The organism is Streptomyces nanshensis, assembly GCF_001751255.1.
GTDB classification, from domain to species: Bacteria; Actinomycetota; Actinomycetes; order Streptomycetales; family Streptomycetaceae; genus Streptomyces; species Streptomyces nanshensis_A.
In genome coordinates this window covers 1-15540 of the sequence record NZ_LJGW01000455.1, presented here as the reverse complement: position 1 = coordinate 15540, position 15540 = coordinate 1, and the positions used below count along the sequence as shown (strand labels likewise).

Annotated in this window: 14 protein-coding genes; 10 read left to right on the top strand and 4 right to left on the bottom strand. The window is 72.0% G+C overall.

The window, feature by feature from the left end; translation table 11 throughout:
- Positions 1–8: 8 nt before the first annotated feature.
- Positions 9–665 (bottom strand): TetR/AcrR family transcriptional regulator, encoded by a 657-nt coding sequence (locus AN218_RS28350; protein WP_070019965.1) that lies wholly within the window; start codon positions 663–665, stop codon positions 9–11.
- 67 nt (positions 666–732) lie between these two features.
- On the opposite strand from AN218_RS28350, the gene AN218_RS28345 reads away from it, so the two are divergent.
- Positions 733–3006: a 2Fe-2S iron-sulfur cluster-binding protein gene (locus tag AN218_RS28345; RefSeq protein ID WP_070019964.1), complete on the top strand. Its 2274-nt coding sequence runs from the start codon at positions 733–735 to the stop codon at positions 3004–3006.
- A 13-nt stretch (positions 3007–3019) separates the two neighbouring features.
- On the opposite strand, the gene AN218_RS28340 is transcribed toward AN218_RS28345, so the two are convergent.
- Positions 3020–3487, bottom strand: coding sequence for an NUDIX hydrolase (locus tag AN218_RS28340; RefSeq protein WP_070019963.1), 468 nt, complete (start codon positions 3485–3487; stop codon positions 3020–3022).
- 147 nt (positions 3488–3634) lie between these two features.
- On the opposite strand from AN218_RS28340, the gene AN218_RS28335 reads away from it, so the two are divergent.
- Together AN218_RS28335 and AN218_RS28330 are read left to right on the top strand one after the other, a co-directional pair.
- Entirely contained in the window at positions 3635–4225 is a 591-nt protein-coding gene (locus tag AN218_RS28335) for a peroxiredoxin (protein ID WP_070019962.1), read from the top strand.
- A gap of 145 nt (positions 4226–4370) precedes the next feature.
- On the top strand, positions 4371–5972 hold the full coding sequence (locus AN218_RS28330; RefSeq protein WP_070019961.1) for an FG-GAP and VCBS repeat-containing protein: 1602 nt from the start codon (positions 4371–4373) through the stop codon (positions 5970–5972).
- 127 nt (positions 5973–6099) lie between these two features.
- On the opposite strand, the gene AN218_RS28325 is transcribed toward AN218_RS28330, so the two are convergent.
- Positions 6100–7467 carry an FG-GAP repeat domain-containing protein gene (locus tag AN218_RS28325; protein ID WP_070019960.1) on the bottom strand — a complete coding sequence of 456 codons (1368 nt, stop codon included), beginning with the start codon at positions 7465–7467 and terminating at the stop codon, positions 6100–6102.
- Between the two features lie 246 nt (positions 7468–7713).
- Between AN218_RS28325 and AN218_RS28320 the strand changes: the two genes are divergently transcribed.
- Positions 7714–8520, top strand: coding sequence for an IclR family transcriptional regulator (locus tag AN218_RS28320; protein ID WP_070019959.1), 807 nt, complete (start codon positions 7714–7716; stop codon positions 8518–8520).
- 51 nt (positions 8521–8571) lie between these two features.
- Here the strand turns inward: AN218_RS28320 and AN218_RS28315 are convergent, their stop codons facing one another.
- The gene (locus AN218_RS28315) at positions 8572–9948 is read right to left on the bottom strand and encodes an MFS transporter (protein WP_070019958.1); all 1377 of its coding nucleotides are present in this window, start codon (positions 9946–9948) and stop codon (positions 8572–8574) included.
- A 192-nt stretch (positions 9949–10140) separates the two neighbouring features.
- On the opposite strand from AN218_RS28315, the gene AN218_RS28310 reads away from it, so the two are divergent.
- From AN218_RS28310 to AN218_RS28285, 6 genes are all read left to right on the top strand, one after another.
- On the top strand, positions 10141–11031 hold the full coding sequence (locus AN218_RS28310) for a DUF6282 family protein (protein WP_070019957.1): 891 nt from the start codon (positions 10141–10143) through the stop codon (positions 11029–11031).
- Positions 11032–11104: 73 nt separating this feature from the next.
- Positions 11105–12013, top strand: coding sequence for a cupin domain-containing protein (locus AN218_RS28305; RefSeq protein ID WP_070019956.1), 909 nt, complete (start codon positions 11105–11107; stop codon positions 12011–12013).
- Entirely contained in the window at positions 12010–12798 is a 789-nt protein-coding gene (locus AN218_RS28300; RefSeq protein WP_070019955.1) for an HpcH/HpaI aldolase family protein, read from the top strand. The genes AN218_RS28305 and AN218_RS28300 overlap by 4 nt, the downstream gene beginning before the upstream one ends.
- A gap of 41 nt (positions 12799–12839) precedes the next feature.
- Positions 12840–13790, top strand: a complete 951-nt coding sequence (locus AN218_RS28295) for an LLM class flavin-dependent oxidoreductase (protein WP_171908824.1) — start codon at positions 12840–12842, stop codon at positions 13788–13790.
- The gene (kce, locus tag AN218_RS28290; protein ID WP_070019953.1) at positions 13790–14746 is read left to right on the top strand and encodes a 3,5-dioxohexanoate:acetyl-CoA acetone transferase; all 957 of its coding nucleotides are present in this window, start codon (positions 13790–13792) and stop codon (positions 14744–14746) included. Before AN218_RS28295 ends, kce begins: the two co-directional genes overlap by 1 nt.
- Positions 14746–15504, top strand: a complete 759-nt coding sequence (locus AN218_RS28285) for an SDR family NAD(P)-dependent oxidoreductase (protein ID WP_070019952.1) — start codon at positions 14746–14748, stop codon at positions 15502–15504. The genes kce and AN218_RS28285 overlap by 1 nt, the downstream gene beginning before the upstream one ends.
- The last annotated feature ends 36 nt before the right edge of the window (positions 15505–15540 follow it).

The following is a 15540-nucleotide window of genomic DNA, read 5'->3' as shown; positions in this document are numbered from 1 at the left end:
GGCTGCGGTCAGCCGCCCGGCGGCGACGGGTCGGCGGGCTGCTGCGGGCCGCCGCCGCTCAGATAGCGGGTGACCATGTCCACGAGTTCGTTCTCGAACGTCTCGACCGGGATCGTCTGCGGCGCGGCCATGAGCTTGTGCGTGTTCATCTCCACGGTGAACACGATCAGTTCGGCCGCGGTGCCCAGGTCGCGGACGTGGACGTCCGGGTGCCGGGCGAGGAGGTCGCGTACCTGGGCGACGCGGACCCGGCCGTGCCGGTCGATCGCGTCGAGCACCTCCTGCGAGATCGTCGCCTCCTCGATCATGATCCGCAGCAGATGCGGATCGTCGCGGTGGTGGTCGACCGCGTCGCGGACCAGCGCCCGCACCGTCTTCTCCAGGCTGCCGGGGGTCAGTTCGAGCCGGTCGGCCTGCGGCCACGTGCCGCGGTCGATGTGCCGCAGCAGCAGTTCGGCGAGGAGAGCGTCCTTGTTCGGGAAGTACTGGTAGAGCGAGCCGATGGAGACACGGGCCCGTTCGGCGACGCGGTTGGTGGTGCCGGCGGCGTACCCGTACTCGGCGAAAACGTGAGCAGCGGCGGTGAGGATGCGCTCGCGGGTGAGCTCGGCACGCACCTGGCGAGGCTTGCGACGTGGTTGAAGACGGCGGTCGGCCGACGGCATCCGAGGACCCTCCCGGGGCGTGAAAAGCGAGTAGCCAGAGAGCTGAGCGATTGTTCACAATACTGTCATGACCTGGGAAAACGATGCCATCGGGCAAGCAGTCCGGTCGAGTGCCCTGCACCGGCTGACGACGCCGGACGAGGTAGAGGGGGCCATCGGCCGCCCGCCGTCGGTCATCATGCTCAAGCAGATCGACGCCCTCGACGAGGGGTGCCGTGCCGTCCTCGCCCGGTGCCCGGTCGCGGCCTTCGGCTACCGGGACGCCGACGGCGTCGGCAGGACGACGTTCATCGGCGGCAGGCCCGGCTTCACTCGCGTCCACTCGCCCCGGCGGATCTCTTTCGCCCTGCCCGAGCCGGGCGCACCGCACGGTCCGGTCTCGTTCTTCTTCCTGCTGCCGGGCGTCGGGGAACTTCTGCGCGTCAACGGGTCGGTGGCCGCGCGGAGGGGCGCGGAGATCACCGTCGACGTCGAGGAGGCGTACGTGCACTGCGCGCAGGCCGTCCTCCGTTCCCGGCTGTGGCAGCCGCCCGGGCAGACCGCCACGGCTGAAGCGACGGCAGGGGTGGAGGCGGCGGAACCCGCCGAACAGGCCGAACAGGCGGGGCAGAGCCCCGAGTTCGCGGACGACGGACCGCTGTCCCGGCCCGGCGTCGCGCGGTTCCTCGCCGCGTCGCCGTTCCTCGCCCTGTCCACCTGGGACGCGTCCGGCGGGAGCGACACCTCTCCGCGCGGCGACCGGCAGGCGGTGGCGCGGATCCTGGACGCCCGGACGCTCGTCATCCCGGACCGTCGGGGCAACAAGCGCGCCGACACCCTGCACAATCTGCTGCGGGACGACCGGCTCTCCTTCGCCGCGCTCGTTCCGGGGCGCAGCGGTGTGCTGCACGTACGGGGCCGCGGCGCGATCACCGACGATCCGGCGCTGCTGGAGACGATGGCGCTGCGCGGTACGCCCCCGTATCTGGCGCTCGTCGTGGACGTCGAGGACGCCGAGGTGAGCGGCAGCGACGCCGTGGCCCGCGCACGGCCGTGGTCCCCCGGCACCCACCTCGACCGCGGCACCGTCCCGGATCTGATGGCGCTGGCGGGCGAGCATCTGGCCGCCAACTCGGCCCGCTCCGGCGCCGGTTCGTCCGCGTTCCTGCTGCGGGCCGTCGGTGCCGTCCCCGGAATGAGCCGGCTGCTGCGGCTGTTCGCGGACCTCCTCTACCGCACCGGGATGCGCCAGGAGGGGTACGAGGACGTGCGGACCGGAGCGGACGGGCGGCGCCGTGGCGGCGCGGACCGGCGGCCGGCCGAGGACGTCCGTACGGAGGCGCCCCTGCGGGAGGTGCGCATCGCGGAGGTACGCAGGGAGACGCCGAGCACCGTCACCCTCGTACTGGAGGACGCCGGCGGAGATCCGGATCCGGCACCGTTCGACTTCCTGCCCGGACAGTTCTTCACGCTCGTCGCCGACATCGGCGGACGGCCGGTGCGGCGGGCCTACTCGGCCTCGTCGGCGCCCGGTTCGTCCCGGCTGGAGGTCACCGTCAAGCAGGTCGAGGGCGGCCGGTTCTCCACCCATGTGCACCGGCGGCTCCGCGCCGGGGACCGGCTGGCGCTGCGCGGACCGTCGGGGTCCTTCCACGCCGGTCCGCAGCCTGCGGACGAGACCGTGCTCGTCGCGGCGGGCAGCGGCATGACGCCGATGATGAGCATGATCCGCGCACGGCTCGCCGACCGTACGGGCCGCGACCGTATCGCCCTGCTCTACAGCAGCCGCAGCGCCGAAGAGACCGTCTTCGGGGAGGAGTTGACCCGGCTGGCGAAGGAGACCCCCGGGCGGCTGTCGGTCACCCACGTCCTGACGGGCAGGGACGGACGGCTCGACGCGGACGGCGTCCGCCGCTGGGTGACCGGCATCTCCCCCGCCCGGGACGCCCGTTACTACGTCTGCGGTCCGCAGCCGCTGACGGACACCGTCCTCGGCGTCCTGACCGGGCTGGGCGTCCCGGACGAACAGGTGCGCCACGAGCGGTATGTGAGCGGCGCGGACACCGCGACGGCGACGACCGTGCCGCGGGAGATGACCGTCGAGGAGGACGGACGGGCCGTCGGCACGACGGTGGTCGAACCCGGCCAGACGCTGCTGGACGCGGGACTCGCCGCGGGGCTGCCGATGCCGTACTCCTGCACGGTCGGCAACTGCGGCGACTGCATGGTGCGGCTGCGCGGCGGAGAGGTCGCGCAGAACGAGCCGAACTGCCTCACGCCGCAGGAGAAGACCGACGGATATGTGCTGACCTGTGTGGGCAGTCCGCTGTCGAAGGTGACGCTCGACATCGCGGAGCCATGACGGGGGCGGCGGCTCACGCGCGGCCGGGTGGCCGGTCCCGGTCGGGGACGTCCGGGGCAGCCGCCTGGTCCTGGTCCTGGTCCTGGTCCTGGGCGAGATAGTCCTGCACCGGTCCGAAGAGCCCGTACGGCACATGGTGCGGAATCCGGCCGAACGCGATCCAGGCGCACGCGGACACTTCGTCCGGGGACGCGACGCGGGGCGTGCCGGAGACCGGCTCGCAGGCCACGTACGTCACATGGCGACCGGTCACCGGGTGCACACGGGCGCCGAGGACGCGGAACGCGGCGACCTCCAGGGCGACTTCCTCACGTGTCTCCCGGACGGCCGCCTGCTCCGGGGTCTCCCCCGGTTCGACCTCTCCGCCCGGGAACGCCCACAGCAGCCTTCCCTCGCGTACGCGGCGCCGGATCATCAGCACCCGCCCGGCGTCGACGACGACGGCCGCCGCGACCGGCCGCCCCTCCTGCTCCGTACTCATACGGCACTCATACGGCATCTCTGCCCGCCAGGATCCCAACGGCACTGGCAGGGTGGGTTCTTCGCGGCGAGGACGGCTCGCGGCACGACGGACGCGACGGACGCGACGGACGCGACCGACGCGAGCGGAGAGGAACGAGAAGACCCGATGAGCGATGACGCGAGTCTGCCCGCGGACCTTCCCGTGCCCGAGGACGACGGCGGCGCGGCGCATCTGCCCGGGACGACGCTGCCGTCCGTGGAGCTTCGCGGCACCGGCGGCGGCACGGTCCGCCTCGACGCGCTCGGCCCCGGCCGCACGGTGCTCTACGTCTATCCGCTCACAAGCCGTCCGGGCACCGAATTGCCCGAGGGATGGGACGCGTTCCCCGGAGCGCGGGGCTGCACCCCCGAGGCGTGCGGCTTCCGCGACCACCACGGGGAGCTGCTCGCGGCGGGCGCCGCCCGGGTGTTCGGGCTGTCCAGCCAGGACACCGACTATCAGCGCGAGGTCGTCGAGCGGCTCCACCTGCCGTTCGAGATGCTCTCCGACCCTGCCCTGAGCCTGGCCGAGGCCGGTGCCGAGGACGGGGACGGGGGACTCGCCCTGCCCACGTTCGACATCGGCGGGATGACGCTCTACAGGCGGCTGACGCTGATCGTCCGGGACGGCGCCGTCGAGCACGTCTTCTATCCGGTGTTCCCGCCGGACGAGCACGCCGACGAGGTACTGGCCTGGCTCCGCCGCAACCCCGTATAGGGCCCGTCGCCCGGATCACCGGGGCGGGGGCAACTGCCGTACGGGGAAGCCCTGTTCACGCCGGCCGGGGACGGCCGGCGCCGCAGGAACCGGTGCCGGAACCTCCCGCGTCCTCCCCCGGAGTCCGGCTTTGAGAGGAGCACCCGTGCCGCAGCCAGGCGACGCACCCGGCCCGGAACCCCACGGCGCACGGCGGTGGCGCCGCCGGCTCGGAGTCGCGGCGGTCGGCGTATGTGTCGTCGCGGCCGGTGCCGCACCCGTGGCATGGCAGACGCTCAGCGCGTCCGGCGACGGCCCGGCGTCGCGCTCCGCGGCGCTCAGCGGTCCCGCGAAGACCGCGCCCGCCGCGGACTTCGACCACGACGGCGTCCAGGACGTCCACGTCACGGGCCGGTACGGGGGCGCGGTGTCCGTGGTCTACGGCTCCCGCGAGCGCGGCGGGGACGAGGACGCGGCCGGGGACGGGGCCGGGGACGCAGCCAAGGACACGAACAAGGAGAAGGACGGGGCGACGGTGCGCCGTCAGCGGCTGAACCTCGACAGCCCCGGCGTCCCCGGACGGGAAGGCAGAGGCGTCTCGTTCGCCGACGTCACCGTGGCCCGCGACCTCGACGGGGACGGCTACACGGACCTGGTGGCCTCGGTGACCGGGCACAAGCGCGGCGCCGAGCCGACGCACCCCGGCCTGATCGCGCTGTGGGGCTCGCCCGAGGGGCTCTCGGGCGGCACGTACCTCAAGGGCGTACCGGACGACTACCGGTCGGCCGACGAGGACGATCCCCTCGTCGCCGGCGACTTCACCGGCGACGGGCACAGCGACCTGGTCGTACGGATCGGCGGCGAACACGGCCTGCTCAAGGGGCCGTTCCGCCGCGACGGCACATCCTCCGGATCGGCCGCCGTCCCGGCTCCCTTCGGCGACAAGGACGGCAGCGACAACCTCGTCACCGCCTTCGCCGGTGATCTGAACGGCGACGGAAGCGACGACCTCGTCAGTTCCCACGCCACCGAGGACGACGGCCTGGGCGGCGGCAAGGTCGAGACGGGCTACACGGCGGGCGGCGCCGAGGGCTTCGGCCGACCCGACACCGAGCGTCTGCCCGGCATCGAGACGGCGACCACCGGCGACGTGGACAAGGACGGCTACCCCGACGTCGTACTGCGCCGCTTCCCGAAGGGGTCCGCGCCCGACTCGGCGGTCTCCGGACCCGTCGAGGTCGTCCACGGCTCCGCGGACGGACCGGATCCCTCCCGCCACAGCGCGATCGACCAGGACTCCCCCGGCGTACCGGGCGAGAAGGAGAGCGACAGCCAGTTCGGTACGGCCCTGGAGGCGGGCGACGTGAACGGCGACGGCCACGCCGACGTGGCGGTCGGCACGCCCGCGCCGGTCGACGCCGGGGGCAGGAAGAGCACCGTCACGGTGCTGCACGGCAGCCGCGGGGACCTGACCGGGCGCGGAGCCCGCGTCGTCGAGGAACCGGCCTCCGCGCCGGACCCCTCCGAGGAGGACGGGGCGATGGGCAACCTCTTCGGCGACGCCGTACGCCTCGGCGACACCGACGGCGACGGCAGGACGGACCTCGCGGTCGGCGCCCCGCGCACCCGTGGCTACGAGGGCGCCCTGTGGATCGTCCTCGCGCACGGCAAGGGGTGGCCGGCGGACGCGGCCCGCTCGTACGGCCCCCGCGACTTCGGGGACCCGGAGGCCGAGGACGACGAGGAGATCGGCGCGGAGGTGCGGTGAGCGGACGTACGGCGAACGCACAAGGAAACGGCGAGAGTTGGTGCACGGACACGCGGCCGGCGGTCCGTATCCGCCGCACCGGAGCACCGTCCGGCGGGCGGCGGATACGGGGCCGTGCCGCGGTCTGTCAGGAGAAGTCGGTCGTCGTGAAGGCGGCGTCGTTCTCGTCCGTGCCCTCGGTGAACCACCAGTGGCTCTTCGGGTCCAGATACGGGCTCTTCACGAGGACGATCTCGCTGTTCCCGTCGGCGTCGTAGTTCCCCGCTCCGAGAAGCTCCGGCGCGTAGTGCCTGTCCGACGTCGTCCGCTTCGTGCTGCGCCAGGGCTTGCTGCCCAGACCCTTCGAACTGCCGTGCAGCACCTGGATCTTGGAGGTGGGCGGGATGAACGCGGAGAGCTGTACGGCCAGATCGTCGACGCCGTCGCCGTCGGCGTCCGCCGTGGCCAGCCGTACGCCGAAGCCCTCACCGGGCGCGCCGCCCTCGATCTTCTCCGGCTTCCCGGGGTCCTTGCCGTAGAGGACGTCGATCCAGCCCTTGACCTTCTTGCCGTCGGGGTCCTCGTCGTTGGCGATGCCGCTGTTGCCGACGGCGATGTCGCGGCGTCCGTCGCCGTCGAAGTCGCCGAAGACGACCTGGTTGCCCTCCGGCAGCCTCGTGTCCTTCTCGCTCAGTCCCGTGTCGGTGTCGGCGCCGCCGGTGAGCAGGGTCGAGTCGGCGTCCTCGTCGTCGCCCACCGCGTGGACGACCAGGTCGGCGGCCTTGTCGCCGTTGGCGTCGCCGGAGGTCAGAAACGCCTCGTCGCCCATGGGGTTGTCCCGCACGGCGGTCGCGGCGGGTGAACCGTCGCGCTTGAACGGTCCGTTCAGCACGGCGATCGCGTTGGACTGGCCGTCGTCGGCGATGTCGTACGTGGCCAGGTCGACGTGTCCGTCACCGTCGAAGTCCCCGGTGACGGGCTGCGCGCTCGACGCGTACTCCTTGCCCGCGTCGGGGAGTTCGACCTTCCCCTGCTTGCCGGGCTGCGGGCCGTCGGGGGTTCCCCAGAGCACACGGCCGGAGGCGCCGAAGAGGATGTCGGGGTTGCCGTCGTCGTCGAGGTCGGCGACGGCCGGCTGGTCCGCGTAAGGGGCGTCCAGTTCCTCGTCGGCCGGTACGCCGAGGTCCTTGTCGGTGAAGACGGCGCGCTTGTCCGGGTCGGGGCCGTTCTTCGTGCCGTACACGACGGCGAGGAAGCGGCCGGAGGGGTCCGGGCCGCCGTCCTTGGCGCTGGTGAAGACCACGTCGGCGAAGCCGTCGCCGTTGAGGTCGGTGTCCGCCTGCGCCGCCTTCCCGGCGGGCGTACGGGCGGTGGGTGCGGCGTTCGCTTCGCTGCTGGAGCCGTCCCAGCCGAGCCCGAAGGCGGTGACGGCGAGACCCGTCGCGGCGGCGACGGTGACTACGGCGAGGTGCAGACGGCGCGAACGGCCTTGTGGGGGTGGGGAGTTCGTCGTCATGCGGGCAATTGGACCAGACCATCGCCGCGGCGTCGGCGGCACCGGAGAGCTGTTGCCGAACGCGGCCATCCGTTGCACGGCTGTTGCAGAACGGCGGACGGGCGCGAGGAAGCATCCGCGCGCCATCCCGGCCCACCGGCGACCGCTGGCGGCCCCGGCCCGTGGTCAACTCGGGTAGCCTGACAGCCATGTTCAGAAAGTGAACATGGCTGTCAGTTCTCGATCACCATCCGGCGGAGGCTCCTCGTGACCAAGGCGACGCGGTCGTCCGAGACCGGGCGCGCGGAGCGTGGCGACCAGGCCGACATCCAGGCCGTGAGCCGGGTCAGCCAGATCCTGTCGCTGTTCGAGCCCGCCACCCCGGAGGTCACGGCGGGCGAGGTCGCCGAGCGGCTCGGCCTCAACCGCACCACGGCGTACCGGTATTGCACGTCCCTCGTCGCGGCCGGGCTGCTGGAGCGCAGCGCGGAGGGCGGCTATGTGCCCGGCGGGCTGCTGCTGCAGCTCGGCGCGTTCGCGATCGGCCGCCGCCGCGTCATCGACCTCGCCGAACGCCATATGAAGGTGCTCGCACGCACCACGCAGTCCAGCGTCGTGCTGAGCCTGTGGGGCCTGACCGGACCGGTGGTCTCCCGGGTCGAGGAGAACATCGCCAGCGTCGTCGTGGTGTCCGTACGGGTCGGCAGCCATCTGCCGCTGGACACCGCGCAGAGCAAGGTCTTCCTCGCCTACCACGCCGACCAGCTCTCCATGGAACGGCTCATGGCGAATCTGCCCGGGCAGGCGCGCGAGGAACTGCGTACGGACGTCGAGCGGGTCCGCACCGTCGGCCACTGCTCCGCGATGAGCACCCCCGGCGTGGTCGCGGTGGCGGCTCCCGTCTTCGACGAGTACGGGATCTGCGCCACGATCGCGGTCGTCGGCCCGGACAACACCCTGTCGATGTCCGACGACGCCCCCGAACTGCGCGGCGTCGTCGACACCGCACGGGAGCTGACCCACGAACTCGGCGGCCGCTTCCGGCCCGACGACCTCGACCGGCGTACGGGCTAGGACGCGCCCGGTCCGGACCGGCCCGCGGTCAGGACGGTCAGGACGGGACGGTCACGACAGCTCCGGAATCGTCCTGTCGTCGGTCATGTCGACGTCCTTCGTCTCCGGACCGAGGAATCCGCCGAGGCAGATCAGCGCTCCGGCGAGCGCGATCAGGACGCCCGGGGCGAGGTGCGCGGGCATCACGCCGTCGAACTGCTGCAGATAGAACTGGTAGAAGGCCGGCGCGATGAGCGCGAGGCTGTACCCGACGCCGTAGCCCGTGGAACGGATGCTCGCGGGGAACCGCTCGGTCAGATACGCCGCGATCGGGCCGAAGGTGCCGACGGTGAAGACGCCGATCATGACGCCCCAGCCCAGAGCCGTGCCCAGGCCGCCGTCGGAGACCATCAGCAGCGAGTACGAGCCGGAGCCGACCACCAGGACCGCCAGGCCGTAGCCGATGTAGAAGCGCCGCCGCCCGATGCGCTGGGAGAGCAGCCCGAAGAAGGGGTAGGAGATTGCGGCGGAGGCGTTGATGACGAGCATCGTCAACGTCACGCCCTGGCTGGAGAGTTGAAGGTGTTCCTTGAGCTGCACCGGGGTCACGGCCGCCTCCATGTTGGTGGCGAGCCAGACGCCGGTCATCAGCACGAATACCTGCGCCAGCGACTTCGGGTACCGCGACACCAGTTGTACGAGCGGCAGCTTGTGCCGTTCGCCGGTCACCTCCGCCGGCGGCTCGTGCACCTGCTTGAGGTAGTAGCGGAACAGCACCGCCGCCAGCAGCGCGCCGATCACGAACGGCACCCGCCAGCCCCACTGGACGTAACTGCTGTGCAGCCCCTCGGAGGAGAGCTGCTGCAGCATCAGCAGCGTGATCGCGGCGATCACCGCGTACGCGGCGGGGGACGTCGAGGTGATGACCGAGGCGTAGAGGCCGCGTTTGTGCTTCGGACTCCACTCCATCGCGAGCGGGACGGCGGTGGTGTACTCGCCGCCGAGGAAGATCCCGTCGATGAACCGCAGCGCGATCAGCAATCCGATCGACCACGTACCGATCGTCTCGTGACCGGGCAGGCAGGCGATCACCAGCGTGGTGACGCCGAAGCCGCCGACCGCGACCAGGGTGGTGCGCTTGCGGCCCACGGTGTCCGCGAAGTGACCGAAGATCACCGCGCCGAGGGGACGCCCGATGAGCGTCGAGGCGAACACGAGCGAGGACAGCATGGCCGTCGTGCTCGCGCTCAGGTTCACCGACTGGAAGTAGATCGTCGCCGGCGCCAGCACCACGATCGGCAGATAGATGTCGAACTGGTCGACGAAGTAGGCGAGCGTCCCGCCCCGCACCGCGGCCCGCACCTTGGTCATGTCCGGACCGTGCGAGGGGTCCGGCGGAGCGTCGTGCACGGCTGCTGAATGCGGTTCCGCGGGGGGCAGTGCGGACATGGTCGTCCTCCGAGGTCGGTTGCCGGCTGCCTGCGGCTCTGCGGCGCCGGACCCAGCGTTTCGAACTTCGTGTTCACGAAGTGAAACGCCCACACCTTAAGCGTGCGACGTTCCTCGCACAAGAGGTCGGGAATGGGTTGACAGTAGTCTTATAGTGAACCGTGAATTCACAATACGAACCGAGGTGGCCTCATGAGTCAGCGTCCCGCCCTCGCCTCCGTCCTGAACGGCCTGGTCGACATGCATGTCCACTCGGGCCCCAGCCCGTTCCCCCGCCGCTTCGATCACGTCGAGGCCGCGCAGGACGGTGCCCGGATCGGGATGCGCGCGATGGTCGCCAAGTCCCACCACCACAACACCCAGATGGACATCCTGGCGATGAAGGGGCGTTTCGACCAGGTCGCTGCCTCCGCCTACGGCGGCATCGCGCTCAACAGCACCGTCGGCGGCCTCAACGTGCACGCCGTACGGATGTGTCTGCGCATGGGCGGCAAGGTCGTCTGGTTCCCGACGATCTCCTCGGGACGCCATATCGACTGCCACCCCGAGGACGGGGCGTTCCCCACCACCACCGTCCCCCTGACCCTGGAACGCATCGACATCGTCGACGGGGACGGGGCGCTCAAGCCCGAGGCGGGCGCGATCCTCGACGAGATCAAGGAGCAGGAGGCCGTCGTCAACGGCGGTCACATGTACCCGGAGTACATCCGCACCCTGTTCCAGGCCGCGAAGGAACGCGGCATCGAGCGCATGGTCGTCAGCCACCCCGACTTCGTCATCGGCGCCGAACCGGACCTGTGCCGGGAGCTCGTGGAGCTCGGCGCGTTCGTCGAGCACGAGGTCGGCATGTACGACCCCGAGGGGCTCCAGAAGTGGGACCCGAAGCAGCTCATGACGTGGATCGGGACGCTCGGCCCCGAACACATCGTGCTGGCCTCGGACTTCGGCCAGGCGTCCAACCCCAAGCCGGTGGACGCGTGGCTGCGGGTCGCCGGGGCGCTGCTCGACCTCGGGCTGCCGGAGAAGGACCTGCGGCGCATGGTCTGCGACAACCCGGCGCGGCTGCTCGGCCTCGACGACTGAGCCCGCCGCACCTGCCGAGACCGGGCCGGACGGCCATGGCCCCCCACGACCACTGAGCGAAAGGAACAGCACCGTGTACGAGAAGGACGATCCCCGCTCCTCGCTCGCGACCGCGACCGCGCCCCGGCCGGACGCCGGCGAGGCGATCGCGGCCGCGCAGTACTTCGACCTGCGCGAACTCGCCGCCTCCGACGGCGCGACGCCGGAGGCCCGTACCGCCGTCGTACGCGCGCAGAACGTGGTGCTCGCGCACACCGACGCCCGTACCGGCGACGAACTCGACAACGGGACACTCGACGGCGAACTCGCCGTCGTCGTCACCGGCGCCTCGCCCGCCTTCACCGTGCACACCGGGCACGGTGAGACGCGCGTGGAGGAACCGGGGCTGGTCGTGGTCCCGCCCGGCGCCTCGCGGATCAGCGTGCACGGCGGCGGTCCCCTCGTCCGCCTCGTCGAGGCCGGCGAACCGGCGTGGCGGGAGCGGGCGCACAACGCGGAGGCGTACGCGGAGGACCACCCGCGCGTCGCGCCGCTGAAGCGCTGGCCGGAGCCGGCCGGCGGGGACGCCGTACGGTGCTACCCGCTCGCCCGCGTACCGGAGGACCCCGCGCGGTTCGGCCGCATCTTCCGCACCCGGTCGTTCATGGTCAACTTCCTTCCGGAGACGGCCGGTCCGCGCGATCCGGGCAAGCTCTCGCCGCACACCCACGACGACTTCGAGCAGCTCTCCCTGGCCGTGCAGGGCCAGTACGTGCACCACATCCGCACCCCGTGGCTCAGCGACAGCACCGCGTGGCGCGACGACGAGCACGTACGGCTCGGCAGCCCGTCGCTGGCGGTCATCCCGCCGCCGACGGTGCACACCTCGGAGGCCGCCGACCCCGGCGTCAACCAGCTCATCGACATCTTCAGCCCGCCGCGCACCGACTTCTCCGAGAAGCCCGGCTGGGTGCTCAACGCCGACGACTACCCGATGCCGTGAGCGCGCAACGACGCACGGGCGCGGGCCTGTTCGCGCCGGACCGTGCCACCACACCGCTCGGGACCTGGCTGAAGATCGCCTCGGGCGAACCGGCGGAGATCATGGCGTTCGCCGGGTTCGACTTCGTCGTGGTCGATCTGGAGCACGCGCCGCTGGATCTCCAGACCGCCTACCGGCTGATCAACTCGGCCGCGGCGCTGGGCATGGCGCCCCTGGTGCGGGTGCCGGACAAGACGGCGTCCACGATCCAGAAGATCCTGGACGCGGGCGCGATGGGCATCCTCGTACCGCACGTCGACACCGTCGAGGAGGCCGCCGCCGTCGGACGGGCCTGCCGGTTCCCGCCGCACGGCGTGCGCGGCGCCGGCGGCACCAGCCGCGCCGGCGGATGGGGGCTGCGCCCGAACGCCGACTATCTCGCCGCCGGCAACGACGACGTGCTGTGCATACCGCAGTTGGAGAGCGTCGAGGCGGTACGGGCGGCGCCGCGGATGCTCGCCCTCGACTCCGTGGACGCGGTGTTCGTGGGCGCCGCGGACCTCTCGATGTCGATGGGGACCACGCCGGCCTCCCCGGAGGTAGGGGAGCTGATCGGCTCCGCGCAGGACGCCGCGCACGCCGCCGGGAAGCGCTGCGGGCTGGCCTTCGGCGGCGCGCCCGAACGGGCCGCCCAAGCGGTGCGCGACGGCTGCGACTTCGTCCTGCTCAGCAACGACACGACGATGCTGGCGGAGGCCGCGCGCGGACTGGTCGGCGCCTTCCGGGAAGCGGACGGACAGCGGTGACGTCGATGACGCCGGCGGATCCGGGTACGACGTCCCCGGGCATGAGGCTTCCGGAATCCGCCCTGTCCGTCGCCGAGTTGGACGGTCTCGGGCGCGCGGACGCCGTGCGCTTCATGCGCTTCCTGGAGGAGTGCGGCCACCGCATGGTGTGGATCCCGGAGGTCGCCGGGCGCGAGGCGTTCACGACGGCGGCGCTCGTGCTCGGTGCGACGGAACGGATGATCGTGGGCAACGGTGTGGCCCGCGCGCTCGAACGCGTACCGAAGTCCGTCGCGTCGGCCGCGTACGGCCTCGCCACGGACCACCCCGGACGCTATGTGCTGGGCCTCGGGGTCAGCGGCGCGGTCCGTGAACGGGGCGTCGGGCCGCTGCCGTTCCTGCGCGGCTACCTCGACGGGGTCGACGCGGACCTCGAACGCCGCGGCGGCGGCCGGGAGTCGGTGCCGCGCGTGCTCGGCGCGTACTCGCCCGGCATCACCCGCCTCGCCGCCGAACGGGCCGACGGGCTGCTCACGTTCCTCGTCACACCGGAGCACACCCGCTGGGCGCGCGAGACGGTCGGGGACGAGCTGTTCGTCTCGGTCGTGCAGTGGGCGGTGGTGGGCCGCGACCGCGCCGCGGCCCGCGAGGTCGCCCGCGCGCGCCTCGCCTACTACCTGACGCTGCCGCACCAGATCGCGAAGCTGACGCGGCTGGGGTTCACGGAGGCGGATCTCGCGCCGCCCGGCTCCGACCGGCTCGTCGACGCCCTCGTGGCCTGCGGCACGCCGGACGAGGTGCGCCGGGCGGCACAGCGGCAGTACGAGGCGGGAGCCACACAGGTCGCCCTCAGCCTGACCGGCCCGCTCGACGACGCGAAGCGCGAGGCGTACCGGGCGCTCGCGCCGGACGCAGGTACGTACGTCCCGGACGACGGAACCCCCGTGCACATCCCGTACGACGGAGGAGGACTTATGAGCGCCGACGGAGACGCCGACGGGGAGACGGACTGATGCGGCCGGCCGAGAAGGTGGTCATCACCACCGCGGTGACCGGCTCCGTGAACGTGCCGTCCCAGAGCCCCTATCTGCCGCTCTCCGCGGAGCAGGTGGCCGAGGCCGCGGTCGGGGCGGCCGAGGCCGGGTCCGCCGTCGTCCATCTGCATGCGCGGCGGCCGGACGGGAGACCCACGTTCGAGCCCGAGGTCTTCGAGAAGATCGTCGGGCACGTCACCGCGCACTGCGACGCCGTCGTCAACATCACCACCGGCGGCTCTCCGGCGATGACGATGGAACAGCGGCTGGCGGGCGCCGTACGGGTCCGGCCCGAACTGGCGTCGCTGAACATGGGCTCGATGAACTTCGTCTACGCGGGCATCGCCGACAAGGTCACCGAGTGGAAGCACGACTGGGAGCGGCCCTACGTGCTCAACACCTACTCCAACCCCTTCGTCAACACCTTCGACTCGATCGAGCACACCCTGCGCACGCTCGGCGCCTTCGGCACCCGCTTCGAGTACGAGTGCTACGACATCGGGCACCTCTACTCCCTCGCCCACTTCCTCGAACGGGGCCTGGCGAAGCCGCCGTTGCTGATCCAGGGCGTGTTCGGCGTCCTCGGCGGCATCGGGGCCGACGACGAGAACCTGGACCACATGGTGCGGATCGCCGACAAGCTCTTCGGCGACGACTACTCCTTCTCCGCCTTCGCCGCGGGCCGCGACCAGATGCGCTTCGCCACCCACAGCGCCCTGCTCGGCGGCCATGTACGGGTCGGGCTGGAGGACAGCCTGTGGATCGGCAGGGGGCGGCTCGCGGAGAGCAACGCCCAGCAGGTCGAAAAGGTCCGTGACCTCCTCACGGGACTGGACAAGCAGATCGCCACACCGGACGACGCCCGCGCGCTGCTCGCGCTGCGGGGCGCCGGAACCAGCGACAAGGACAGGAACAGGAACAGGAGCCAGGTCTGATGAGCACTCCACCGCTGGACGGCAAGGTCGTCCTCCTCGTCGGCGCGAGCGCGGGGATCGGGGCGGACGCCGCGCGCGTCTTCGCCGAGGACGGCGCCGCCCTCATGCTCGTCGCCCGTACCGAGGAACCCCTCGCCGCCCTCACCCGCGAACTCACCGGGGAGGGGCACGACGTGGCGTACACGACCGGGGACATCTCGGACGCGGCCAGCGTGGCGGCCTTCGTGGACGCGACGGTCGCCCGGTTCGGACGGCTCGACGGTGCGTTCAACAACGCCGCGATGACACAGGGCGGACGCCTCGACGCCGTCCCCGAGGCCGAGTTCGACCGGATCATGGCCGTGAACGTGAAGGGCACCTGGCTGTGCGTCCGCGAGGAGGTACGCGTCATGGAGCGCCAGGGCTCGGGGTCGATCGTCAACGTGAGCAGCATCGGCGGGCTCCGCGGCAGCTCCGGTATGGGCGCCTACCAGGCGACCAAGCACGCGGTCATCGGTCTGACCCGTACCGCGGCCCACGACTTCGGGCCGCTCGGGATCAGGGTCAACGCGCTGGCGCCCGGCCCGACCGAGACCCCGATGCTCGACGAGACGCGGCGGGCGATCCCGGGCGGCGTCGAGGCGCGGATCGCGGCGACGCCGCTGCGCAAGGCGGGAACGGGCGCGGAGGTCGGCGCCACCGCCGCCTTCCTGCTCGGCGACCGGGCCGGGCACATCAGCGGTGCGGTGCTGCCGGTCGACGGAGGGTTCCTCGCCTGAGCGCCGCCCCCGTCGGGGCCCGCCTCACGGCCCGTC